Source organism: Psychrobacter sp. LFX-11D (assembly GCF_904846475.1).
Taxonomy (GTDB): domain Bacteria; phylum Pseudomonadota; class Gammaproteobacteria; order Pseudomonadales; family Moraxellaceae; genus Psychrobacter; species Psychrobacter cryohalolentis.
On sequence record NZ_CAJHAV010000008.1, the window covers coordinates 71,166 to 95,318 of the forward strand.

The 24,153-nt window shown below is 42.1% G+C and carries 24 protein-coding genes; 17 read left to right on the forward strand and 7 right to left on the reverse strand.

The features are described from left to right. Window positions 1-287 precede the first annotated feature (287 nt). Window positions 288-1,412, forward strand: a complete 1,125-nt coding sequence (locus tag JMX75_RS07610) for an FtsW/RodA/SpoVE family cell cycle protein (RefSeq protein ID WP_149493099.1) — start codon at window positions 288-290, stop codon at window positions 1,410-1,412. Window positions 1,413-1,460: 48 nt separating this feature from the next. On the opposite strand, the gene gluQRS is transcribed toward JMX75_RS07610, so the two are convergent. From gluQRS to JMX75_RS07640, 6 genes are all read right to left on the reverse strand, one after another. After that, window positions 1,461-2,450 carry a tRNA glutamyl-Q(34) synthetase GluQRS gene (gluQRS, locus tag JMX75_RS07615; protein ID WP_149409719.1) on the reverse strand — a complete coding sequence of 330 codons (990 nt, stop codon included), beginning with the start codon at window positions 2,448-2,450 and terminating at the stop codon, window positions 1,461-1,463. A 263-nt stretch (window positions 2,451-2,713) separates the two neighbouring features. After that, window positions 2,714-3,154, reverse strand: a complete 441-nt coding sequence (dksA, locus tag JMX75_RS07620; protein WP_011514645.1) for an RNA polymerase-binding protein DksA — start codon at window positions 3,152-3,154, stop codon at window positions 2,714-2,716. Window positions 3,155-3,677: 523 nt separating this feature from the next. Beyond that, complete coding sequence (locus tag JMX75_RS07625; protein WP_149409720.1) at window positions 3,678-4,517, reverse strand: metallophosphoesterase; 840 nt, start codon at window positions 4,515-4,517, stop codon at window positions 3,678-3,680. Between the two features lie 309 nt (window positions 4,518-4,826). After that, window positions 4,827-5,660 carry a metal ABC transporter permease gene (locus JMX75_RS07630; RefSeq protein WP_149409721.1) on the reverse strand — a complete coding sequence of 278 codons (834 nt, stop codon included), beginning with the start codon at window positions 5,658-5,660 and terminating at the stop codon, window positions 4,827-4,829. Window positions 5,661-5,733: 73 nt separating this feature from the next. Further along, window positions 5,734-6,465 (reverse strand): metal ABC transporter ATP-binding protein, encoded by a 732-nt coding sequence (locus tag JMX75_RS07635; protein WP_227673050.1) that lies wholly within the window; start codon window positions 6,463-6,465, stop codon window positions 5,734-5,736. Window positions 6,466-6,522: 57 nt separating this feature from the next. Continuing rightward, a complete protein-coding gene (locus JMX75_RS07640; RefSeq protein WP_149493096.1) occupies window positions 6,523-7,044 on the reverse strand; it encodes a Fur family transcriptional regulator in 522 nt (173 codons plus the stop codon). Between the two features lie 287 nt (window positions 7,045-7,331). Here JMX75_RS07640 and JMX75_RS07645 point away from each other — a divergent pair, with 287 nt between their 5' ends. From JMX75_RS07645 to JMX75_RS07705, 13 genes are all read left to right on the forward strand, one after another. Continuing rightward, the gene (locus JMX75_RS07645; protein WP_201531889.1) at window positions 7,332-8,279 is read left to right on the forward strand and encodes a metal ABC transporter solute-binding protein, Zn/Mn family; all 948 of its coding nucleotides are present in this window, start codon (window positions 7,332-7,334) and stop codon (window positions 8,277-8,279) included. Between the two features lie 295 nt (window positions 8,280-8,574). Further along, window positions 8,575-8,973, forward strand: a complete 399-nt coding sequence (locus JMX75_RS07650; protein ID WP_149493094.1) for an ATP synthase subunit I — start codon at window positions 8,575-8,577, stop codon at window positions 8,971-8,973. A 682-nt stretch (window positions 8,974-9,655) separates the two neighbouring features. Then, window positions 9,656-10,522 (forward strand): F0F1 ATP synthase subunit A, encoded by an 867-nt coding sequence (gene atpB / locus JMX75_RS07655; RefSeq protein ID WP_011514638.1) that lies wholly within the window; start codon window positions 9,656-9,658, stop codon window positions 10,520-10,522. Window positions 10,523-10,555: 33 nt separating this feature from the next. Then, window positions 10,556-10,804 carry a F0F1 ATP synthase subunit C gene (gene atpE / locus JMX75_RS07660; protein ID WP_010197960.1) on the forward strand — a complete coding sequence of 83 codons (249 nt, stop codon included), beginning with the start codon at window positions 10,556-10,558 and terminating at the stop codon, window positions 10,802-10,804. 117 nt (window positions 10,805-10,921) lie between these two features. Continuing rightward, the gene (locus JMX75_RS07665; protein WP_011514637.1) at window positions 10,922-11,392 is read left to right on the forward strand and encodes a F0F1 ATP synthase subunit B; all 471 of its coding nucleotides are present in this window, start codon (window positions 10,922-10,924) and stop codon (window positions 11,390-11,392) included. Between the two features lie 13 nt (window positions 11,393-11,405). After that, entirely contained in the window at window positions 11,406-12,029 is a 624-nt protein-coding gene (locus tag JMX75_RS07670; protein ID WP_020444434.1) for a F0F1 ATP synthase subunit delta, read from the forward strand. 91 nt (window positions 12,030-12,120) lie between these two features. Further along, a complete protein-coding gene (gene atpA / locus JMX75_RS07675) occupies window positions 12,121-13,665 on the forward strand; it encodes a F0F1 ATP synthase subunit alpha (RefSeq protein ID WP_011514635.1) in 1,545 nt (514 codons plus the stop codon). A gap of 261 nt (window positions 13,666-13,926) precedes the next feature. Beyond that, window positions 13,927-14,808 (forward strand): F0F1 ATP synthase subunit gamma, encoded by an 882-nt coding sequence (gene atpG, locus JMX75_RS07680; protein WP_011514634.1) that lies wholly within the window; start codon window positions 13,927-13,929, stop codon window positions 14,806-14,808. A 50-nt stretch (window positions 14,809-14,858) separates the two neighbouring features. Then, window positions 14,859-16,292: a F0F1 ATP synthase subunit beta gene (gene atpD, locus JMX75_RS07685; RefSeq protein WP_011514633.1), complete on the forward strand. Its 1,434-nt coding sequence runs from the start codon at window positions 14,859-14,861 to the stop codon at window positions 16,290-16,292. A gap of 104 nt (window positions 16,293-16,396) precedes the next feature. After that, a complete protein-coding gene (locus JMX75_RS07690; RefSeq protein ID WP_149493092.1) occupies window positions 16,397-16,813 on the forward strand; it encodes a F0F1 ATP synthase subunit epsilon in 417 nt (138 codons plus the stop codon). A gap of 530 nt (window positions 16,814-17,343) precedes the next feature. Beyond that, window positions 17,344-18,060 (forward strand): response regulator, encoded by a 717-nt coding sequence (locus JMX75_RS07695; protein WP_020444432.1) that lies wholly within the window; start codon window positions 17,344-17,346, stop codon window positions 18,058-18,060. A gap of 252 nt (window positions 18,061-18,312) precedes the next feature. After that, entirely contained in the window at window positions 18,313-19,998 is a 1,686-nt protein-coding gene (locus tag JMX75_RS07700) for an ATP-binding protein (RefSeq protein ID WP_020444431.1), read from the forward strand. 177 nt (window positions 19,999-20,175) lie between these two features. After that, complete coding sequence (locus JMX75_RS07705; RefSeq protein WP_201531891.1) at window positions 20,176-20,352, forward strand: hypothetical protein; 177 nt, start codon at window positions 20,176-20,178, stop codon at window positions 20,350-20,352. A 179-nt stretch (window positions 20,353-20,531) separates the two neighbouring features. Here the strand turns inward: JMX75_RS07705 and JMX75_RS07710 are convergent, their stop codons facing one another. After that, window positions 20,532-22,001 carry an ATP-binding protein gene (locus JMX75_RS07710; protein ID WP_133104947.1) on the reverse strand — a complete coding sequence of 490 codons (1,470 nt, stop codon included), beginning with the start codon at window positions 21,999-22,001 and terminating at the stop codon, window positions 20,532-20,534. Window positions 22,002-22,297: 296 nt separating this feature from the next. Between JMX75_RS07710 and rpsP the strand changes: the two genes are divergently transcribed. From rpsP to trmD, 3 genes are all read left to right on the forward strand, one after another. Continuing rightward, window positions 22,298-22,567, forward strand: coding sequence for a 30S ribosomal protein S16 (gene rpsP / locus JMX75_RS07715; RefSeq protein WP_011281274.1), 270 nt, complete (start codon window positions 22,298-22,300; stop codon window positions 22,565-22,567). Window positions 22,568-22,746: 179 nt separating this feature from the next. Beyond that, on the forward strand, window positions 22,747-23,280 hold the full coding sequence (rimM, locus tag JMX75_RS07720; RefSeq protein ID WP_011514628.1) for a ribosome maturation factor RimM: 534 nt from the start codon (window positions 22,747-22,749) through the stop codon (window positions 23,278-23,280). A 102-nt stretch (window positions 23,281-23,382) separates the two neighbouring features. Continuing rightward, window positions 23,383-24,147, forward strand: a complete 765-nt coding sequence (gene trmD / locus JMX75_RS07725; RefSeq protein ID WP_011514627.1) for a tRNA (guanosine(37)-N1)-methyltransferase TrmD — start codon at window positions 23,383-23,385, stop codon at window positions 24,145-24,147. Window positions 24,148-24,153: the final 6 nt, after the last annotated feature.

The window sequence follows — 24,153 nt, forward strand, 5'->3', positions numbered from 1 at the left end:
GCTGCTACTGTCAAAGAAAAGCATTACGGTCAGGAATTACAGGCTGTAGCAGAGACAATGAATACTTTGATGAGTATTCATTGAAGGTTTTCTAATCGACACTTGCTTATGCGCAACTTTTTAGTCAAGTCTATTTAACAATATCTCTTTTTAATTTTTAAACGGTGGCGTTGCATAAACGCCGTGTTTTTTCGTTTGCTAGTGTATATAAAATTATGGCGCTCTCTTCTCTCTTTCGTTCTTCTTTTCAATCTCGACAACCTAACGGTTCAGATGGCGTTTTATCTATGCCATCTGCGCGTGCGATTTTATTATCTAGCGTTGGCTGTATGTTGGTTCTGAGCCTATTAATGGTGGCTTCGGCGTCTATTCCTTTTGCGCTCAGTCGCGGCATGACAGAGCTAAAGTTTTTCTACAATCAGCTTCTATACATGGGCATTGGACTGGCTATTGCAGCGGTTTCTTATCGGGTTGTATCCTTAAAGACCTTATATAAGACCGAAACTCAATTTATACTCTTAGCCATTACGGGAGCCTTGCTATTTGCAACCTTATTTAGCACACCCATTAATGGCTCGAAGCGCTGGTTAACCTTAGCAGGATTCAACTTCCAGGTAGCAGAGCTTGCAAAGCTTGTAATGATTATATTTGTCTCAGATTTTGTCGTACGGCGCTCATTCGAAGTTCGTAACGGTTGGGATGGCTTTTTAAGGATTGCTTTGGTGGTTGGGATGATAACTTTCCTATTATTAGCGCAGCCAGATTTTGGCTCCTTTGTGGTTATCATTGGTATGGTCTTTGCGATTTTTTATATCGCTGGTGCTCCTTACAAACAGTTTATCGCCTTGGGTGCGGTCGCTGTCGGCGGCGCAGTATTAATGGTTGCGACGGTACAGTACCGATTGGTACGAGTGATGTCTTTTCTAGACCCATTTGATGATGTGCAAGATACTGATTATCAGTTGGCACGCAGTTTAATTGCCTTTGGTCGTGGACAGTTTACCGGCGTTGGTTATGGTGAAAGTGTGCAAAAACTGTCGCATTTGCCAGAAGCGCATACCGATTTTTTATTAGCCATTACGGGTGAAGAATTGGGTTTCGTTGGGGTGACTATGATTCTAATACTTGAAGCGCTGATTATCGGTAGTGCCATGCGTATCAGTTATACCGCTCTAAAGCGTCGGCAGATGCGCATGAGCTATACTGCTTTTGGGATTGCAGTGGTATTTATTGCACAGACTATTATCAATGCTGCAATGAATATGGGTGCAATTCCGACTAAAGGTTTGACAATGCCTTTCTTTAGTTATGGTGGCTCATCAATGTTGATTAGCCTAGTGATGGTGGCAGTGCTACTAAAGATTTATAAAGAAAGTCCTGAGATTGAAAAAAGCCAATGTCGCTATTACTAATTGGTGTTTTTGATTTAGAGAAGCGTCGCTTATAGCGGCGTTTTTTTGTTAAATAGTGGGCATATTTAAAGACTGCCTACCTTGTAATGGCGTGCTATCCCATTGAGTAATCGCTTGATTTAACATACGCTCTGGCGAGTCATGCTCGACTGGTAACTGCCCTAATAGCTTTAACGCATACGCAAGTAATTTACTTGGATGACGGGTATCGATAGGCTGCGCAAGATTTTGCTTGGAAAGTTTTTGACCATCTGAATTGCATATCAAGGGCAGATGATACCAATGACTGATCGTCGGTAAGCGTGCTGCTTGCATGATACTGATTTGAGCAGTCGTCATCGGTAAGATGTCCAAACCACGCATGATATGAGTGACTTGCTGTAGTCCGTCATCAAGACTTGCCGCCAAAATATAATTAATCATGCCATCTTGACGTCGAGCCACCATGTCCCCTAAAGTTTGCTGCGGATTATCCCACTGTATGCCCTGGATACCATCATTAAATCCAATACAGTAATCTGGCAGCTGTATACGCAGTTTATGTTGTGTAGGACTTAAATCCTCCTCAATACAAAAACGTGGATAGCGTTGTCTATTAGGCTGTAGATCGCTATCTACTTGTCTATTATCGTTAATAGACAAGTCAGTGGATAATTTTACATCATTAAGCGCTATTTGTTGTTCTTGCTGTGTCCAATAATGCTCTAAACGCTTACGTGAGCACTGACAGCCATAAGTCAGAGGACTTAATACTGAAGAGACATAATCATTATAAATATCAATGCGCTCAGACTGAAAAATAACATCGTCATCCCAGTTGAGCCCAAGCGCCTCTAAATCTATCAAAATTTGCTCGGTAAACTGTCTGTCACAACGTTCGGTGTCCGTATCTTCGATACGTAATAACCATTTGCCACCGAGTGATTTGATATGACAAAAGCTTGCAAGCGCGGTCGTTAACGAACCTAGATGCAGCTCACCTGTGGGTGAAGGCGCAAAACGGCCGATAGGCTGCGTCAATTCAATATTGGTTGGCATAGTTTTTTCTGACTTAGACGGGGTAGAGGTTTTCAACATAGACAGTTATTGTAAAATGACTGGAGAGATAAATAGAATAAACAATCCCATTATAAAAAGATATTTAACAAATACGCTTATTTTGTTGGTGACTCGTCAACCTGCGTAAAGCCTATTTATAAAACGCAACGAGCGACCAATCAATGGTCGCTCGTCGTTATTGTCATGCTTAATCAAAATGGCTTCAGTTCACTATATCTTGTATTTAGCAAACCTAAGCGCTTTTAGGTATGACCTTGGTTTTGGCGTTCTTTAATCTCAGACAATGTTTTGCAATCAATACACTGAGTTGCTGTTGGACGTGCTTCAAGACGACGCAAACCAATCTCTACGCCACAGGTTTCACAAAAACCATAATCATCATTTTCAATTTCTGAGATAGACTTGTCAATTTTGCGAATAAGCTTACGTTCGCGGTCACGCGTACGCAAAGTCAGCGCAAACTCTTCTTCTTGAGTGGCGCGATCATTGATGTCTGGCATGGCGCTCGACTCATCTTGAATATAAGTCTTAGTGCGATCCGCTTCACCGATAAGCTGATGCTTCCAGTCTAATAACATTGCCTTAAAATGTGCCAACTGCTCATCAGACATATACTCTTCGTCTTTGGCAGGTGCATAAGGCGTAAACTTAACATCACTTGGATTCGTGGTCAGGGTGCTCATATGGGTATCCTACTTTTTCAAATTAATTCAATAAAACGTGCTGTCAAAAGACCAGACGTTATCAATTTACCAAACGCTATAAATTTTCCCTTTATAAAACGTTTTACCACTTAGTAACACAGCTGATCTGATTAAAATGTTTGTCTCAATATGCTGATAATGACGTATCAATGGTCAAGTATATTGTCATAAATATTTATATTTAAATGGTTATGCCTAAATAAAATAATAAGTCACTGACTGTGAACACTTAAATTGTGGTCGATGTAGCCATCCTAGCTATTATAATATTGCCTAATGATATATTAAACTGTTGTGATTTTTATCACTATTTATCGTTTGTAATGCTGTCTTCAAAATATAGCTCTCAAGACAAAAATGCGATTAGTTATATTTATATCAACCTATACTGTGCCAGCCATTCTATAACGAATCAAGCAAAATCAGCGAGCAATATAGCCGACAGCCTCAAAGCACCATTATAGCCAGACAAGTAATCAATTCTAGTCAATAAAACTGGTCGTCAAGTATCTAGTCTTTCAACCCAGCTTGCAACCTTTCCATTGTTGGCTAATTGCAACCAACGATACCCTGGGCGCATATTTTTATCGTAGGCAAAATTGTCTTCAAACGGCTTAAATTGATAGCAGGTAGAAGGAGTGCTATATACAGTGACACCTTGATGATGGCGTGTTTGCTCTTGATGGGTATGTCCATTGATAATAACGCTAAGATTTTCAAAGGGGGTTATATGCTGCCAGAACTCCTCTGCATTCTCTGCCATATGGCTATCAATCCATTCGGAATCTACGGGCAATACATGATGATGGAGCGCGATGAGAGCGGGCTTAGCACAAAATGCTAGCTGCTCACGTACCCAATCAATGTCGGTTGATGTAATCTCGCCTTCTACTTTGCCAGTAATCGATGAGTCTAGTAAAAGCAGCTGCCAATGCTCAGATTCAATCAAATGACGGCTAAGCAGACGTGGGTCAGAAGCCCTCGCAATCAGCGTCCGTTGGTAAAAAGGTAAATCCTCACCCATCTCATCAGTCACGTCATGATTGCCAGCAATACAGGCAAAGGGAATACCCGTCTCCTTCAATACTGTAAAAATATGGTCATAAATAGCAGGCTCTACTTTATTGACCAAATCGCCTGTTACAATAATTAAATCACACCGTATCTCTTTGCTCAATGCTTGCTTGATAATTGCCTCAAAACTATATTGGCAAACAGCGACTTCACTACTGGTTTCATCAGCAGAAGCCGGCACGTGTGATGATAGATGCAAATCAGTGATTTGCAATACATTCACCTGTCCGTCTGGCGTGCTGACGGCACTCACAGGATAGCTTGGCATTAAATTTTGTCCCTTATCGAAGACTAACAATGAACACTTTTAGGATATTCAGATAATTAAATGCACCATGGCAGCTCACCTGATTTCTCAATGTCGTTTTTATAGAGCGCATTTTAGACTGCTGATAAGAAGGGTGTTCCCTCTTGCGTAAAGCGCTATTAACTATCATATTGATAGCATTCGTGAAATTTTACAACATTAAACGTATGAAAGCTTTAGCAATTTTAATGAAATAAAGTTGTGCAAGGGAAAGAGATATTTGAGAGCATTACCTATGGCTATAGTGTGTTATGGCAAATGGCCTACCTTCTAACGGCGTGGCGACCAAAACTTTGCCAATATAGATTTTGATGTGGTCAGTTTTGAGATGATTAAAGCGGTAAAGAACAAACTGGCTAAGACCAAGACGATAGAGAGTCCAGTTTGGATATCAAGCCAAATACTACCCCATACACCGAGTGTCACACCAAGTTGTGCTGTAAATAGGGCGAGAATCACCATCTGTTTTGGTGACGCTGACCACAGGCGAGCAGTAAGAGCTGGTAATACCAATAAGCCGCTGATCAATAAGCTGCCAACAGCTTGCAAAGCGATGGCACAGAACCCTGCTAATACGCCCATAAAAAACAGACGTTGGCGAGTAGGGTTAACGCCTTGTATACGTGCCAAAGCTTCATGGGTTGCCAATTTAATTTGGGCAGGCCATATATAAATGAGTAATGCCAAACCGACCAATACGCTGCCAGCAATTAAGGGCAAGTCTGCCCAATCAAGCTCAAGCAAGTTACCAAACAAGAACCCTAAGACGTTTGCTTGCTGATCGGTTAGTTGGGTTAAAGTTAATAATCCCAGACACAGTAAGGATACGGCAACCACTGCTAGTACAGCATCGGCTGGTAAGCGTTCATCATCCATAAATACCAGTCCCAATACCACCAGCACGCTGACCAATGCAATACCGATACCCATTGGCATCTGCCACCATACCGCCAGTGCCACACCTAGTAATGTCCCATGTGCTAATGCATCAGCGAAAAAAGCCATACGTCGCCACAACACCAAGCATCCTAAAGGTGCTGAAAGCAATGCTAAAATACTACCGGCAATCCAAGCAGGCGCAATAATGGCTAACCAAGCACTCATAATACATATCCGTAAATTTTTATAAAAAAGGTGTCAGGCATTTTTGATTTAAGTCATTTGATTTTTATTATATCTAGCTTGGTGCGTGATGCTCGCAGGCATGCGGCTGATGGACATACGGTTGCTCGTAATGATGACCGAATAGCTTTTGAAACTCACTGCTGATGGCAAGCTCGCTCGGTTGACCTTCACAGCAAATATGCTTATTCAAGCAAATCACTCGTCGACTGCCTTTCATGACCCAGTGCAAATCATGCGAGACTACTAACATAGCACAGCGTAAAAATTCCGGTAGTTCATCAATAAATTGATACAACCAAACTTCCGTTTCAGGATCAAGACCTTGCATCGGCTCATCTAAAATCAATAAGTTGGGCTTATCTAATAACGCCCGTGCCAATAATACCCGTTGAGTTTCACCTCCAGAGAGGTGCAGCATCTGCCGCGAGAGTAAATGGGTCAATGATAATTTATCAAATATAAACTGCCGCTGCTCTGCCGTAAGGCGTTTTTTACGGGCTTGCGCTAAAAGGTCGCTGACACGTAATGGCAGTATTGGTGGCACAGAAAATCGCTGCGGCACATAGCCTATCTGTAAAGGCTCAGAAGGTGTGACCTGTCCAGATGTTGGTACAATCAGTCCCAAAATAAGCTTAACCAGCGTCGACTTGCCCGCACCATTGGGACCAATAACGCTTACCGTCTCATTGACAGCAATGTCAATATTAATATTAGACAGTAAACGTTGTTGACCAATATAGTAGCTGACATTGCTTAAGTTCAGCAGCTTACTTGTATTATTCATCAGATGACCGCGCATATGGATAGGGAATAGGTTTAAATATAACAGTAATCTAAATTTTTACTGACAGGCTTGGCAACGACCGCTCAGCTCAATCACACTACGAGCAACGGTAAAGCCGATATCTTCTTCAGCAAAGCTCATCATCTCTTGCACAGGTAAGCTGCTACACTCTTGTACGCGTTGACACTGCTCACAAATTAAAAAGGCTGCCGTATGATGAGCGCGTGGATGACAGCAAGGTACATAAGCATTGATAGAGGTCAGCTGATGAATCAAACCTTCGCTCAATAAAAACTCTAAACTGCGATATACAGTTGGCGGTGCGACATTTTTCGTGCCCTCAAGCTCACTGTCATTATCTAAGAGTCGCATTTGCTGTAACTGAGTGATTAAATCATAAGCGCCTACTGGTTTATTGGCTTGCAATACCAGCATATATATTTGCTGCCGTAAGGGGGTAAAACGCACACCTCGCATACGAGACTGCTCTTTTGCTGCTTCTAGACGCTCGGTCACATCCTGTGGCGTAAAATCTTGCACGTCATGAGCATGCTCACAGTTCGATGAAGTGGTCGGCATAGCATAAACTCCCAAAAGCATTTTCAATAAATGCAGAAAGCATTCGGTTTTAATTAAATTCCGCACAGTATAACGGTAAATGGCTATATCAATACGTAGATTTGCCAAACCTTACTATTACTTTTAATCAACATCGCTTTTGTAGGTTGGACCGCGGTTAGCAAAAACAGAATAGCTGAAATGCAAAATAAAAGTGGGATTTCATTATGTTATAGTATAACATAATGATTGGAAACTTAATATATTAAAGATATCGCAGTTCAATGACTTAATAGGATCAATAACGCATGATTGCCAATGCTCATAAAGCCACGCCGATTGTAGATAACAGCTTAAACGTTCAAGAAAAGAACCTTTTGCATAAAGTGCAGCAATTAACACAGCAGTACTTCTTAATAGCTAGCTTGTTGATGTTAGGGTTTTTGGCGTTACCAGCTCAAGCGGCAACGGTGAGTGTGAGTGTGAGTGTGAGTAATTATCCATTATTTTTGTTAAGCCAAGCAGTTACTGAAGGCGCACCCCCTGCCAAGCAGTTGCTACAAGCGGGAGAGGTTGGGCATCATGGTAGTATCAGCCCCGGCGATATTAAGGCAATTCAAGACAGCACCTTTGTGGTTTGGTTTGGTGAGCCGTTAGAAAATAACTTGGCAGCAAATTTAAACGACGCGCCTAACTCTATCGCTTTATTTAAGTTTGATGCTTTTAATCGCCATCCTTTGCGTGATATCAAAGGCAAGCCTATCGCTGGCACGCTTGATCCACATATTTGGTTGGATCCTAACAACGCCAAAGCCATTACCCGTGCGCTTGCCGTCATACATAGTCATGCCAATCCGCAATATAAAAAACTTTATCATGCCAATGCACAAAAATTTGCCCAGCGTATGGATGCAGCAGTAGCAGGGTCAAACAGTAGTGCTAAACAAAAACCTTTGCCGTATTGGGCTTATCATGATGCTTATCAATATATGGAAAACAGCATCAACCTACAGCTCATTGGCAGCTTAAGTACTGATGATCATTTAGCACCAAAAGCCAGTCAATTACGCTGGCTTAACGAGCAGCGCCCAGCTAATCAGATGTGTCTGGTCAGTCCAAGTGCGCCTGCCAAAGGTTTACTTGCCAAGTTACAGCCTGTTCAAGAAACCGTTCAGGCAGAAGATATGAGTAATAGTAAAGACTTTGTCAGTGGGTGGCAAACGATGGCACAGCAAATTCGCCAATGTATATCATAATGGACTTATTAGAATAAGTGATTGAAACTGTTAATTAAGAATCTCTAAAGACTGTGATATAGTGCCGGTCAAAGACTGGTTATCTACGCTTAAGTATCTGAATTCTTGATGATTGAGCTAGGTGACTGATAAAAGGTATATTTTACTTGCTTAAAAGGGGCTCGCTCCCTATAATAAGTGGCGTTTAATTTTGGTTAAAAGGTAACATCTGTAGAGTGAGCCATTCACGGATAATAGTGTCGCGATGATATTAGATAGCGATATAATCCAAATGTTTAAGGCTATAGGAATACCGATGACCAAGCCTGCCAAACGCACACAAAAAGATAAAATTGGTATTTATATCAAACGTCAAGCATGGATACTGTTTATCCTTATTATTATTGCTTGGCTTGTAGATACGATATGGCTGCACAGTTCGCTAACCGTTGCAAAAAGTACCGCTATTGGTGCCTTGCTAAGTTTTGCCACACAAGCTGTCTTTGCCTTTTTTATCTTTTGGTATACCGGTTATCGCGCGCGCTTACATATTGTTAGCCAGCTTTATCGGGGTCAGATGGCCAAATGGCTATTGACTGTGTTTGGTTTCGCACTAATTTTTATTACCGTACAACCCCTATCTGCGCCAGCGCTGTTTATCGGTTTTATGGTAATGCAAATTAGTCACAGTTGGATGTTGTGGCATATACGCTAGTGTTAATAAATGATAACTATATACATAGTTACAGTATTCATTGCGCTTAGCAAGTCACCCTGCCGTCCAGCTTCTCTATGACTGATTTTAGAAAGTCGAAGCATAATAATTGTCTTAGGACAGTACCAACTATCGTGATATGAGCGTTTGATATAAGGTAGCGTGCAGTAATGTGCGGGTAGGGGAACGCGAAATGAGCGTTTACTACTATTTATAATTAAATTCTTACAATTTAATTATAGATGCGAAGCAACGGTGTTAAACGCCCCTAGCAGCTAACTTATTCATACAGCGGATAAAAAAGTCACAATTGACTTTACACGAATACAACCCTGCATTAATATATGCAGCTAAATATTTTACTTAACAGCGCTGTATTAAGCGTCGACTGTCAAAACACAGTGATAATAAGTAAACATATACATAAGAATTTTGCGTACACATGTAAAGGGCTATTACTGAACTATCATAAGCCCTTTTTTGATAGCTAAAATTTATCTTACGCTATCAAATCAGCATGAGTCATTGAACTATGGGTTGGATGTTATTGGTTACATGAGCGTGTTAGCATGAGTCATTTGCTTGCTTTGTTGTAAGGCAGATAAACATACTAAAATCTCATCAGATGACAACCATATTTTTGGTAGTTGATTAAATCGTTGATTAATAAGAAGCTGACATTATGGCAGGCGAGCAAACAACAACAGAATATATCTCTCACCACTTAACGAACTGGACGTACGGCTATCTGCCGGGCGAAGGTTGGAAAGTTGCCTATAATGCTGAAGAAGCTAGTGCAATGGGCTTTAAAGCTATCCACCTTGATTCTATGCTTTGGTCAATTGGTCTAGGCATTGTTTTCTGCGCCATCTTTTGGATGGTCGCTAGGAAAGTCACTTCAGGCGTGCCGGGTAAAACTCAGGCTGCGGTTGAGATGATCGTTGAGTTCGTTGATAACAACGTTCGTGATTCGTATAGTGGTACCTCAAAGCTGATTGCGCCTTTGGCGTTGACTATCTTTGTATGGATATTCTTAATGAACTTGATGGATTTACTACCCGTCGACTTTATCCCTATGATTGCTGGCCAAATCGGCGCACTGATGGGACATGATCCACATCATGTGTACTTTAAGATTGTTCCAACCACGGATCCTAATATCACGCTTGGCATGTCTTTTTCTGTCTTTATACTGATTCTGTTTTATAGTATCAAAGAAAAAGGTTTGGGCGGCTTTGTAGGCGAGCTAACACTGCATCCGTTTAGTGCCAAAAACCCTATCGTACAAATTATTTTAATACCCATCAACTTTATCTTAGAGTTTGTTACTTTGATAGCGAAACCTATCTCTTTAGGTTTACGACTATTCGGTAACATGTATGCTGGTGAGTTGATTTTCATACTGATTGCCTTAATGCCGTTTTGGATTCAATGGGCGTTATCAGTACCGTGGGCTATTTTCCACATCTTAATTATTACACTTCAAGCGTTCGTATTTATGATGCTGACGATAGTTTATATGTCACTTGCATCATCAACTGAACATTAATTAGACATTCAATAGGTAAATGAGGATACATCCATGGATCCAGTATTAGGTGGTTACACAGTTATCGCAGTAGCACTACTTATCGGTTTAGGTGCACTAGGTACAGGTATTGGTTTTGCTATTCTAGGTGGTAAATTCCTAGAAGGCGTTGCGCGTCAGCCAGAACTTGGTTCACAGTTGCAAACTCGTATGTTCATCGTAGCAGGTCTTCTTGATGCTATTCCGATGATCGGTGTTGGTATTGCTATGCTATTGTTGTTCGCTAACCCTCTAGCAGGTTAATCAGAAAGCTCAGTTGTAAATGTTTGGTAGTCAAAGTTTGTATCTTAACCATAGCCAAAGTTTGGCTATCAAATATGATCAATGAAACTGATTTTTCATTAACAAAGAGGTGATCACGTGAATATCAATTCTACCCTCATCGGTCAAGCCATTGCTTTTGCAATCTTTGTGATGTTCTGCATGAAATTCGTGTGGCCACCACTTATCGGCGCAATTAATGACCGTCAGCGTAAAATTGCTGAAGGCTTAAATGCCGCAGAAAAAGCAAAAGCAGATTTGGCGACCGCGGAGCGAGATGTACAGCAGGAGCTTGATCTTGCAAAGACTAAAGCTGCTGCTCTGATCGAGCAAGCAAATAAAAGCGCCAATCAACTTGTTGAAGATGCAAAATCGCAAGCCCAAGTGGAAGGCGAGCGCATTCGTCAACAAGCGCAAGCCTCTATCGACCAAGAAATCAATCAAGCACGTGAATCATTACGTGCCCAAGTTGCTGAATTGGCGGTACTTGGTGCAGAAAAGATTTTGCAAGACAAAGTCGATGTGCAAAAACATGCCAGCATGTTAGACCAACTGGCGGCGAAGCTGTAATTGTGAGGATATAATGGCTGACTTATCAACCTTAGCACGACCGTACGCTAAAGCCGCGTTTGACTATGCCAATGAAAACGGGGCAGTAAATGAGTGGGAAGACTTCTTATTTGTTGCCGCCACCGTTGTCAATGACAAGTCGTTCAGTACTTGGCTAGACAATCCAGCTGTTTCTGCTGAGCATAAGTCAGCTGCTTTGGTCGATCTTTATGATACGCAAGTAGCTAGCGCTAATGATTCTGCTTTTAAGCAGTTATTAGATGCAAATAAAGGGGTTCGCCCTGACAGCAACGCCAGCTATCCAAAAGTATCAGTAGCATTTAGTAACTTCGTTAAACAGTTATCAGAACAAGAGCGTCTGGCGCTGCTTCCTGAAGTTTATGAGCATTATCGCCGTCACAAGGCAGTAAGCTTAAAGCAGCTTGACGCTTATGTGACCTCTGCTTATCCATTAACCGATGATCAGCGTGATATGCTACAAGCACGTCTTGCTGCTTCGCTAAATGCTAGCGTAGTGATTCATGAATCGGTGGATGCCAGTCTTTTGGCAGGCGTTACGATCAAAGTCGGTGACAAAGTTATCGATGATTCGATGCGCGGCAAGTTACAACAGTTAAAAACACAGCTAACGGCCTAATGCCAATCATTAACGTAGCTTAATCAAGCATGCGTGATATAAGAGCATTTACGTCAGTGGCGGGTTATCATAAATTAAAGGAAACAAGGCAATGCAACAATTGAATCCAGCGGAAATCAGTAACCTGATTAAGCAGCGCATTCAAGACCTTGATGCGGGTGCAACTGCAAAGAATGAAGGCACGATTGTCAAAGTATCTGACGGTATCGTGCAGATTCATGGTCTTGAAGATGCCATGTACGGCGAAATGATTGAGTTTGAAGGTGAAGTCTATGGAATGGCGCTCAACTTAGAGCGTGATTCTGTTGGCGCAGTAGTACTGGGTGACTTCCTAAAACTACAAGAAGGTCAAAAAGCCTATTGTACTGGTCGTATCCTTGAAGTTCCGGTAGGTCCTGAGTTGCTAGGCCGTGTTGTTGATGCTTTAGGTAACCCTATTGATGGCAAAGGTCCTATTAATGCCAAAATGACTGACAAAGTTGAGAAGATCGCCCCAGGCGTTATCGATCGTCAGTCAGTTGATCAGCCAGTCATGACAGGTTATAAGTCTGTTGATACCATGATTCCAATCGGTCGTGGTCAGCGTGAGCTTATCATTGGTGATCGTCAGACGGGTAAAACCGCGATGGCTATCGATGCGATTATTGCACAGAAATCATCTGGCATTAAGTGTGTCTATGTTGCAATCGGTCAGAAGCGTTCTACCATTGCTAACGTGGTGCGTAAACTCGAGCAAACTGGTGCCCTTGAATATACGACGGTTGTAGTAGCGTCAGCATCAGAGCCAGCAGCACTACAATATATCGCACCGTACTCAGGTTGCACGATGGGTGAATACTTCCGTGACCGTGGCGAAGATGCACTGATTGTATTTGATGACTTATCAAAGCAAGCAGTAGCGTATCGTCAAATCTCACTACTATTACGTCGTCCGCCAGGTCGTGAAGCGTATCCTGGTGATGTATTCTATTTACACTCACGTTTACTTGAGCGTGCATCACGCGTAAACGCGGCGTATGTAGAAAAATTCACCAATGGTGAAGTGGTTGGTAAAACGGGTTCTCTAACTGCGCTACCTATCATTGAAACCCAAGCAGGTGACGTATCTGCATTTGTACCGACTAACGTGATTTCAATCACTGATGGTCAGATTTTCTTAGAGTCCAGCCTATTTAACTCAGGTATCCGTCCGGCTGTGAACGCTGGTATTTCGGTATCACGTGTTGGTGGTGCGGCTCAGACTAAGATTATTAAGAAACTGTCTGGTGGTATCCGTACCGCACTGGCTCAGTATCGTGAACTTGCAGCATTCGCTCAGTTTGCATCAGATCTTGATGATGTGACTCGTGAACAGCTTGACCACGGTGAGCGTGTGACTGAATTGATGAAGCAAAAACAGTATCAGCCAATGTCAATCTCTGAGCAAGCCGCTGTTATCTATGCGTCAAACGAAGGTTTCTTAGCAGACGTACCAGTTGAAAAAATCGGTTCTTTTGAAGAAGCTTACTTACGCTACATGCATGATGAGCAAGCTGACTTAATGAAAGAGATTGATGACACTGCGAATTATAACGATGATATCGCAGGTCGTTTAAAATCGTCTTTAGAGACTTTTAAACAAAATCACAGTTATTAATTTAACGGGTTAAGCCAGTTTTGTTGTGGCTTTAGTGTTAGAGCTTATGGAGTGGCGCGTTGTCTGATAAGCTTTTTATTAAGACAGCAGCGCCACTTTAGTCACAACTCATGGTATATGGTTGCGTCATGCCACAAGATATTAAAACATTTAAACAATGATGCAATGCTAAATGGTACATTGTTAACGAGAATACCGTTTTATATTGAAATATTGTTGCATGCGCCAATGCTTTTTTAACCCTCTTATATTGGAATCATTATGGCAAACTTAAAAGAAATACGTGCCAAAGTCACCAGTATTCAAAGCACCCAGAAAATTACTCGCGCTATGCAAATGGTAGCCGCCAGTAAAATGCGCCGTGCCCAAGAGCGCATGGAAGTGGGTCGCCCGTATGCTGATAGTATGCGCCGGGTTATTTCGCATTTGGTGCATGCCTCATCCGATTATAAACATCCGTATATGGTAAGCCGCCCAGTCAATAGAGTTGGCTATATTGTCATCACATCTGACCGTGGTCTAGCGGGTGGTTTGAATATCAACTTATTCAAAGCCCTATCTAAAAATATCCAGAAATACCAAGAGCAGTCTGTACAAGCTGAATTTGCTGTCATTGGCGCTAAAGGTGTCAGCTTCTTTAAAAGCTTTGGTGGTAAAGTCACCTCAGCCGTAACTGATTATGGTGATAAACCTACTTTTGAGCAGATAAATGCACCAGTTCAAGCGATGCTTGACGATTATACTAACGGTAAAATAGACCGCATTTATGTGGTTTATAATAAGTTTGTCAATGCAATGACCCAAAAGCCAACGGTCAATCAGTTGGTGCCTTTACCAGAGAGTGCGTTTGGTGAAGAAGAGAGCGGTATTCAGACTGAACTTAGCTGGGATTATATCTACGAGCCTGATATCAAAACATTGATTGATGAATTGCTTGGACGTTACATTGAGTCTATCGTCTATCAAGCGGTGATGGAAAACATTGCCTCTGAGCAGTCCTCACGTATGGTTGCGATGAAAGCGGCGACAGATAATGCTGGCGACCTAATTAACGATTTACAGTTGGTTTATAACAAGCTGCGTCAAGCGGCGATTACCCGAGAAATATCGGAAATCGTTGGTGGTGCTGCTGCTGTTTCATAATTGAAACCCTTTATAAAACCCAATATATACAGAATTTCCAGGAGAACGCAATGAGTAGCGGTCGTATTGTACAGATTATTGGCGCGGTTCTTGACGTTGAGTTCAACCGTAATGAAGTACCTAAGATTTTTGATGCTTTGCTAGTTGATGGCACCGAAACTACTTTAGAAGTACAGCAACAGCTGGGTGATGGCATCGTACGTACGATTGCTATGGGTTCTACTGAAGGACTCAAGCGTAACCTTCCAGTTACCAATACTGGTGGCCCAATTTCTGTGCCAGTTGGTATCGGTACGCTAGGTCGCATCATGGATGTTCTTGGTCGTCCTATCGATGAAGAAGGTCCAGTACAAGCAGATGAGCGCTGGTCAATTCACCGTGAAGCGCCAAGCTATGCAGAACAATCAAACAGTACTGAGCTGTTAGAGACTGGTATTAAAGTAATCGATTTACTTTGCCCGTTTGCTAAAGGTGGTAAAGTTGGTCTGTTTGGTGGTGCTGGTGTTGGTAAAACCGTCAACATGATGGAATTGATCAACAACATCGCGCTTAAGCATGAAGGTTTGTCAGTATTTGCGGGTGTTGGTGAGCGTACGCGTGAAGGTAATGACTTCTATCACGAAATGCAAGAAGCTGGCGTTGTAAACACTGAAGACTTTAGCAAATCTAAAGTAGCAATGGTATACGGTCAGATGAATGAGCCACCGGGTAACCGTTTACGTGTGGCACTGTCTGGTTTGACCATGGCTGAGTATTTCCGTGATACGAAAGATCCTGCTACTGGCAAAGGTCGTGACGTATTGTTGTTTGTTGATAACATCTACCGTTATACTCTAGCCGGTACTGAAGTATCAGCATTGCTTGGTCGTATGCCATCAGCGGTTGGTTATCAGCCAACACTTGCTGAAGAGATGGGTATGCTGCAAGAGCGTATTACTTCTACGCAATCAGGCTCTATTACTTCTGTACAAGCGGTATATGTACCTGCGGATGATTTGACGGATCCATCACCAGCAACGACGTTTGCTCACTTGGATGCAACAGTGGTACTAAGCCGTGATATCGCTTCACAAGGTATTTATCCTGCGGTTGATCCACTAGATTCAACCTCACGTCAGCTTGATCCATTGGTTATCGGTGAAGAGCATTACAACGTTGCTCGTGGTGTTCAGGAAGTTCTACAGCGCTATAAAGAACTGAAAGACATCATCGCAATTTTGGGTATGGATGAGTTATCAGAAGAAGATAAACTGGTTGTTTATCGCGCTCGTAAAATTCAGCGCTTCTTATCACAGCCATTCCATGTCGCTGAAGTCTTCACTGGCGCACCTGGTAAATATGTCCCACTACGCGATACCATTGCGAGCTTCAAAGCAATCATCGCAGGTGAGTATGACAGCTTACCAGAGCAAGCCTTCTACATGGCTGGCGGCATCGATGAAGTCGTTGCTAAAGCTGAAAAAATGAAGTCTTCTGCTGCGTAAGTGGTATTAGTATTCGCTAAAAAGTAGGTGTAATATAAACTTTATATCTACTCTTTAGTAACGTGTTGCGTTTTTGATCGCGCTTTGATAGTAAGGAATTAAGTATGGCAACGTTACAATGTCGCGTCGTAAGTGCTCGTGAAGAGTTGTATTCAGGCGAAATTAGCATGTTAATAGCTAGTGGTACCGAAGGCGAGATTGGTATATTGCCAGGTCACACTCCGCTTATTACTTTGCTAAAGCCAGGTGCAATGCGCGTACAAACGCCAAATGGCGAAGAAGAAGTGATTTACGTCTCAGGTGGCGTACTAGAAGTACAGCCAAAAATGGTTACCGTACTTGCTGATACTGCCATGCGTGCACATAACCTTGACGAAAGTAAAATCGTTGAAGCACGTAAGAAAGCGGAGCAAATGCTGGTCAACCAGTCTGATACCGTACAAACTAATGCTGCCTTGGCGTCATTGGCGGAATCTGTTGCCCAGCTACAGACCATCCGTAAGTACAAAAACCGTGCTTAATATTTTTTGTTTGTAAGAGTAAATATTTACTCTTGTAAGCAATAATAAAAAAACAGTCCTTTATGGGCTGTTTTTTTATGGCTGTTGGTTTTATTGGATAGTGATGGTTTTTAGCTTTTAGCCAAAAAGCTACTAGCAACAATGGCAATATATGGTTATATTAAGGGTTGAAAAATAGTTTGCTAACTTATAGAGTTGAGCTGTTTTATGCGCTTTACTTAATGATCAGGCTTATGATCGAAAGCTTTAGACATAGCGAAACGGTTATGAGCAAATAAAGTTATTTGACGCTTTTTGAATACGATAAACGGTATGATTTTTGCACGTAAAATAAAGTTTTAATGGTCGTAGTTTATAGGTTTTGTTAACGACTATAAGCTATAGTATAGGAAGCTGCAGGATTAATAGTATACTGTGCTGCCAAGTTTGTAACAGCTATATAAACAGCAGTTGCACTATTTTGTAGTGCTATTCATTTTACTGCTCTTATTTTGACTACTTTTAAATGAGATGTACTAGAGGATATAACAATGACAACGAATGATGATGACAACACCCCCCGAATTTTGATTGTTGAGGACGATGAGCGTCTGGCCATGTTGACCCAAGATTATTTGGTCAAAAACGGTCTAGAAGTGGCGATTGAAACGGATGGTAATCGCGCCATTCGTCGTATTGTCAATGAGCAGCCAGATTTGGTTGTACTTGATGTCATGCTTCCAGGTAGCGATGGCTTGACAGTCTGCCGTGAAGTACGTCCACATTACCAAAACCCTATCTTGATGCTGACTGCACGCACAGAAGATATGGATCAAGTATTGGGTCTTGAGATGGGCGCCGACGATTATGTCGCAAAGCCTGCTCAGCCACGTGTTTTATTAGCGCGTATTCGTGCATTATTACGCCGTTCAGAAAACGCCCCGTCAGAAGATGTGCCGCAGCGTCTAGAGTTTGGTGAATTGGTTATCGATAATGGTGGTCGTTCAGTGAATCTAGGTGATGAGTTAGTAGATTTCACCAGTGCAGAATATGACCTACTATGGTTGCTTGCTTCTAATGCTGGTCGTATTCTATCTCGCGAAGATATCTTTGAGCGTCTACGTGGTATTGAGTATGATGGTCAAGATCGCTCTATTGACGTCCGTATCTCACGCATTCGTCCAAAAATCGGTGATGATCCAGAAAACCCAAAACGTATCAAAACCGTACGTAGTAAAGGCTATCTATTCGTAAAAGAAGGCAACTAATCGCCGACTTTTGCTATAAGTCTTGATTGTTCCTCGTTAAACCCTAAAAAACCAGCGTAAAGCTGGTTTTTTAGGGTTTAAATATTAAGTTTTTAACCTTAATTGCTGCGTTATGTGGTTTAATTAAGCGATAATTTTATGTACCAGTTTAATTATCATTAAATATATATCACAGCGAATATTATCCTATTATGGTTATAATAGGTATTATTCTATTGATAACGCTTATTCATCAGGTTGGTCACGGCACGTATGTCATTAGTCTCTTCTCTTAAACACAGTATTTTTGTTCGTATTTATGCAGGGCTATTGATAGTCTGCTTGTGTGTGGCACTATTTGCCCAGCTATTGATGGATACCATTAATAAAGAGCGGGTCCAATCTTATCGTGAAAATATGGCGACAGGGGCGTTTCATATCGTGAGTGAGGGTTTGGCTCACCAAGAAAACGAGGCGCAACGTGATTATTGGTTGTCTGATGCCAGTAGTTTGTTTGGCTCAGAATTTAAGATCGTGTCTATCGATGAAGTGGATTTTAATGCCAGCGAGCTGCGCCGTTTTGAGAAAGAAAACACGGTCGTACGCTATATCAGTCAACTGACCACTGCCGATGTCTATTATCGCCTACCAGACAATCAAGGTGTTTTGACTGCGCGTATCTCACAAGTGACTGAACAGCAAGTCAGAGCTATCGCCGTATTTTTGCTAGATGATTTGTCCTATTATATTACTTTGTCTGATAAACGCGCACGTTTGGCACAGTTAGAAGAAAAGTTTTCATTTCCTTTAGCATTTAAAGCAGTAGCGGCGCTCAATTTGGATCCTGATCAGATGGCACGCTTGCGCCGTGATGAGGTGGTTATCTTATTGCAAGATACCAATACCAGTAAAAGTAACTCGTCTATCAAAGTCATTGTGCCGTCTGAAATTAGTGATATGGCAATTTTGATCGGTCCAGTACCTTTGTTTAATTGGTTCCCATTAAACTTGATCGTCAGTATGATTTTGATCAGTATGTTTTTAATTAGTTTGGGTGTGTATGCACTGATTTTCCCGCTTGAGCGCAAGTTACAACTAATACAGGTCGGGGTAAATGAGGTCAGTAAAGGCAATCTTGAAAGTCAAGTACAGGTGATTGGTCAAGATGAAATCGCCCGTTTAGCTGCAACCTTTAATGCCATGACTTCTCATATTAAGCGTTTGATTGAGTCGCAGCGAGAGCTAACGCGAGCGGTGTCACATGAGTTACGTACGCCCGTTGCACGTATTCGCTTTGCTGTTGATATGCTGGCAGATACTGATGATGAAGACTCGCGTTTTATGCAGCGTGACTTTATTGATGAAGATATCGAAGCGCTTAATGGTTTGATTGATGAGATTCTCACCTATGCGAAACTTGAAGAAGGCTCGCCCAAGTTAGATTTGGAACCAGTCAATCTTCGAGAGCTTCTTGAGCAGATTGAGCGTGAAACCAATGCCTTGGGTAAACCGATTAAAATTGTCACCAAACTGCCAAATGCTAAAGTAGAAGCAATAGCAGATAGACGCTACTTACATCGCGTGATTCAGAATTTGGCTGGTAATGCTCTGCGTTATGCGGAGACTACGATTATCATTAGTGCTGGGGTCAAAAAGGGCAATGCCTTTGTCAGCGTTGAAGATGATGGTCACGGTATTCCAGAAGCAGATCGCGAAAAGGTCTTTATTCCATTCTCCCGCTTAGACGATAGTCGGACGCGTGCCTCAGGTGGCTACGGTTTGGGCTTGTCTATCGTATCACGCATTGCTTTTTGGTTTAATGGTCGTATGAAGGTTGATGAGAGCCGAGATCTTGGTGGCGCGCGGTTTGTGATGACATGGCCTATCAAGCCACTGACACAAATTCTAGCAGCCGATGAATTAACCCAAGATAAGAGTGAGCGTGAGTTTGATGCATAAGCATCGTTAATATACTTTTGAAATAAAACAGTGCTGTTAAGATAACTTTTATAAAGGTATCAAAACGCCTATCAAAATACTATTTCACTTGTAGCTATGTTATTTCTAACTGATCATAAATGACGCTAACAAGTTATTTATTGCTGTTATTTAGTCTTTAATGGAGGAGGGCAACGGATGCCGTATTTATTTGGAGGTTTGGTGGTATTAAATGCTGTGACACTAGGATATTATTTATTCTTACAGCAGCCAAGTACTACTCAGACGCTAAAGGTAGCGCAGGATGAGATTACCCAGCCTTTAGCGTTTATTAACAGTGCTGAGTATATTCCGCCGGCTATTGGCAACAAGTAATAAGTTTTATAACCGTTGAAGTTTTTATATCTAAAGAAAAATAATACTAAAAAAGCAACGATAGCCAGTCGTTGCTTTTTTAGTATTATTGATTGGCACTATTATGATCAGTTCAATATAAAAGTGATTAAGCGAGAAAAATTCGTCCCAGTCTCGCCCTATAAAATTACGTATCTATTTTATTTAATATCAACTGTCTCAATAAATGGCTTTGTAGCGGGATTGACATTCAAAGGTTGTTCTCCGGCAACTTCTGAAATGAGAGGGATGCGAATACAGACTTGCAGACCACCATCTGGATGATTAATAGCCTCAACTGTTCCATGATGCAAGCGGGCGATACGGTCAACAATCGCCAAGCCGAGTCCACTACCCTGAGTGGTACGCGCTGATTCGCCACGCTCAAACGGCTGCATGACACGCTCGAGTTGGTCTTCTGCCACCCCATCGCCGCAGTCTCGCACACATATAATCAACTGCTCTTTTGCTTCTTTATTGACTGTATTTTCGGTCACGACATCGCTGTATTCTATCACCTCTTTTTCTACAAAGGTTGGCATGACAACAGCAGACAGATAAATAGGCGGCTCACCATAACGCTTGGCATTATTCACCAGATTGATAATCAGGCGCTTAATCGACATAGGACGTACGGGCACAAGCTTGCTGCATTCTGACTGATAAATAAACTCTAGTGGCGCAAATTGCACCATAATCTCATTAAATATGGTATCTAAATTGGTAAGGCGTACAGGCTCATCGGAGCCATCTTTCATAAACGAGATAAATTGCTCTAAAATAGCATCCATATCTTCGATATCGTAAATCAACCCTTCACGAAAAAAATCATCGGGCAGCATTTCAGCAGTTAAGCGCATACGAGTCAGCGGGGTACGCAAATCGTGTGAGATGCCAGCTAACATAATCGTACGCTCTTTTTGCGCCTGGTTAAGAGTAGTAAACAGGCGGTTAAAAGCCATATTTACTTGGCGAATCTCGGTAGGACCATGACGGGTCGGTAGCGTTGTTGCATGACCCAACTGAATATAGTTGGTAGCAGCACGTTGAAGATAACGTAGAGGACGATTTAATTGACGGGCTAATAAAATAATCGTCAACAGTGTCAAAATGGGTAGTCCAAACAAAAACAAGATCAATAAAGTAGGGCTGTACTGCGAATAATAGACCACAGGTTCGCGTATCCAAAAACTGCTATCACGACTGTCTTGTACCCAAAGCTGAGGGGTTGGTTTAAATTTAAAATATACTTCAACTGGTCGCCCCAATTGTGCACTGATTTCTCGCTGTAAGACATCCGTAAAAACACTGACAAAAGCTTTGTCCGCAACCTCTGGAAAGTCACTTGGATTATCTACCACTACTACATGTGAATGCTGATAAATCCACTGACGGACTTCAGGATTGTCCCGCCAGTCTCGATTGGCGCTGTTCATCAGCCGAAGCTCGCTGGTCAAATAGCGCGCATGGCTTTTGAGCTCGGGTAAATATAGACTACGCCAAAAAAACAAAATTGATACCCCGACGCTAATGAGAACAATAAAAGCCACCATTAGAGTGGTTAGCAGACTATTAGAGTAAGAGCGGGGTAACCAGCTTTTATGAGGCAATGGTGGGTTTGGCGTGGTCATAGGAATCCAAATTATAATGAGGCAGTGACAGATGCTATTGCTAGGATAGCATAACCCATTAATAACGCTGCCAGCTTTCATCGACAACGCTGGCAATATCATCCGCTTAAGATAAAGGCATATGATAGAGGAGTATCCATCATATTAGCAGCGTGAATGATGAATCTTATTTACAGTCATAACGATTTAAGCTATTGTTAATAAATAATTAAATAAGCACAGTTTATGTTTTCAATAAAATAAGACTGTGGTATAATTATGCCCTTTTTGGTATACCTGCGAAAGAGAGAATTCACATGGTTGTTATTCGTTTAGCACGGGGCGGTGCCAAGAAACGCCCATTTTATCAAGTAGTTGTTGCTGATCAACGCCGCGCGCGTGACGGTCGCTATATTGAAAACATAGGCTTTTTTAACCCACTCGCTAAAGATTCTGAAGAAGCAGTGCGCTTGAACATGGAAGCGTATAATGCGTGGGTCGCAAAAGGTGCACAACCTTCTGATCGCGTTGCTTCATTAGCAAAAGCTTATAATAAGTCTGCTGCTCAAACTGAAGCTACTGCTTAAGTTTTGGCTGCAATAGACTGATAGTGCATTTATGCATTCATCAGTTGGCTTAAGAATACCTAGCGTAACTGGTCTAACCAGGGTACGCCATTAACTGTTTATCGCTTTTGACGACGTTTATCGTTTTTAATGGCTTTTTATTTATCATCGCTGTTTTTATCATTGTTAGGTTAGCCGTTATGTCGTCTGCTCCAAACGCTAGTGCCCTTATGAAAATTGGTCAGCTCAAAAAGCCTTATGGCATCAAAGGTTGGCTTTGGGTATTTAGTGAAACAGACGATCGTACGGCGATATTTGACATCAAGCCTTGGTGGATGAAAACCGCTACCGGTATGAAACCTTTGACAGTAAAGGCTTGGCGTGAGCAAGGCACAGGAATTGTGGCTCAGTTTGAGCAGATTCCTGATCGCAATGTTGCTGAGACCATGAATGGGGTAACTCTTTGGGTCGAGCAAGACATCTTGCCAGAACCTGCTGAGGATGAATACTATTGGTCGGATTTGGTCAGCCTGCGCGTGATGAACGAGCAGGATGAATATCTAGGCGATATTACTGAAATGTTTGAAACTGGCGCCCACGCTATCATGCGGGTTGCGGCAACGACAGACAGCTTGGATAAAGAAGAGCGCCTGATTCCATGGCACAAGCAAACTGTAGTGAAAGTCGATCTGACTGAAAAGACAGTGCTAGTGGCATGGCCAAGTGACTATTAATACAAGCTTTAGTGGTATAAGCTTTAACTTTATCGCTTAAGATTGTTAATAGTAATACCGATTTATTTAGCTAATATTAGCCACTGCGCAAGTAGACATCTGATGTATTTTGCCGTTATTAGTATTTTTCCTGAAATGTTTGCCACGATTCGTGAGTTTGGAATCACAGGTCGGGCAGTCACTCAGAAGCAAGTAACGATTGAATGCATCAACCCGCGTGATTTTACCAGTGATAATTATCGCCGTATTGATGAACGTCCGTATGGTGGCGGTCCTGGCATGGTGATGATGGCTGAGCCATTATCCCAAGCGATTGAGGATGCGCGCCTACGAGCAAGTCAGCATGGCTGCCGTGTCGACAAAGCGCATTGTCCGGTGATTTATATGTCACCACAAGGGCAGACGCTGAGTGAGAGTAGTGTGGTCGATATGACCGAGTACGACGGCATGATTATATTATGCGGTCGTTACGAAGGCATTGATGAGCGCTTACTGTCGCAGTATGTTGATATGGAAATATCACTTGGTGATTATGTGCTTACTGGTGGTGAGCTACCGGCAATGGTGCTAATGGATAGTGTGATACGTCGTCTACCGGATATTATGGGTGATGATAAGTCAGCTGAGCAAGACTCGTTTGTTGATGGCTTGCTTGATTGTCCACATTATACTAAGCCGCATGAGTTTGCGGGTATGGCAGTGCCTGAAGTGTTACTTTCAGGTCACCATGCCAATATCGCGAAGTGGCGCTTTAGTCAGCAAGTCGAACGTACGCAAGCGCGTCGTCCAGACTTATGGCAGGCGTTTACGCCAACGGTAGAGCAAGCAAAGTGGTTAAAGGCATTAGCAAAAGCTGATAAAAAATAGCGGTTA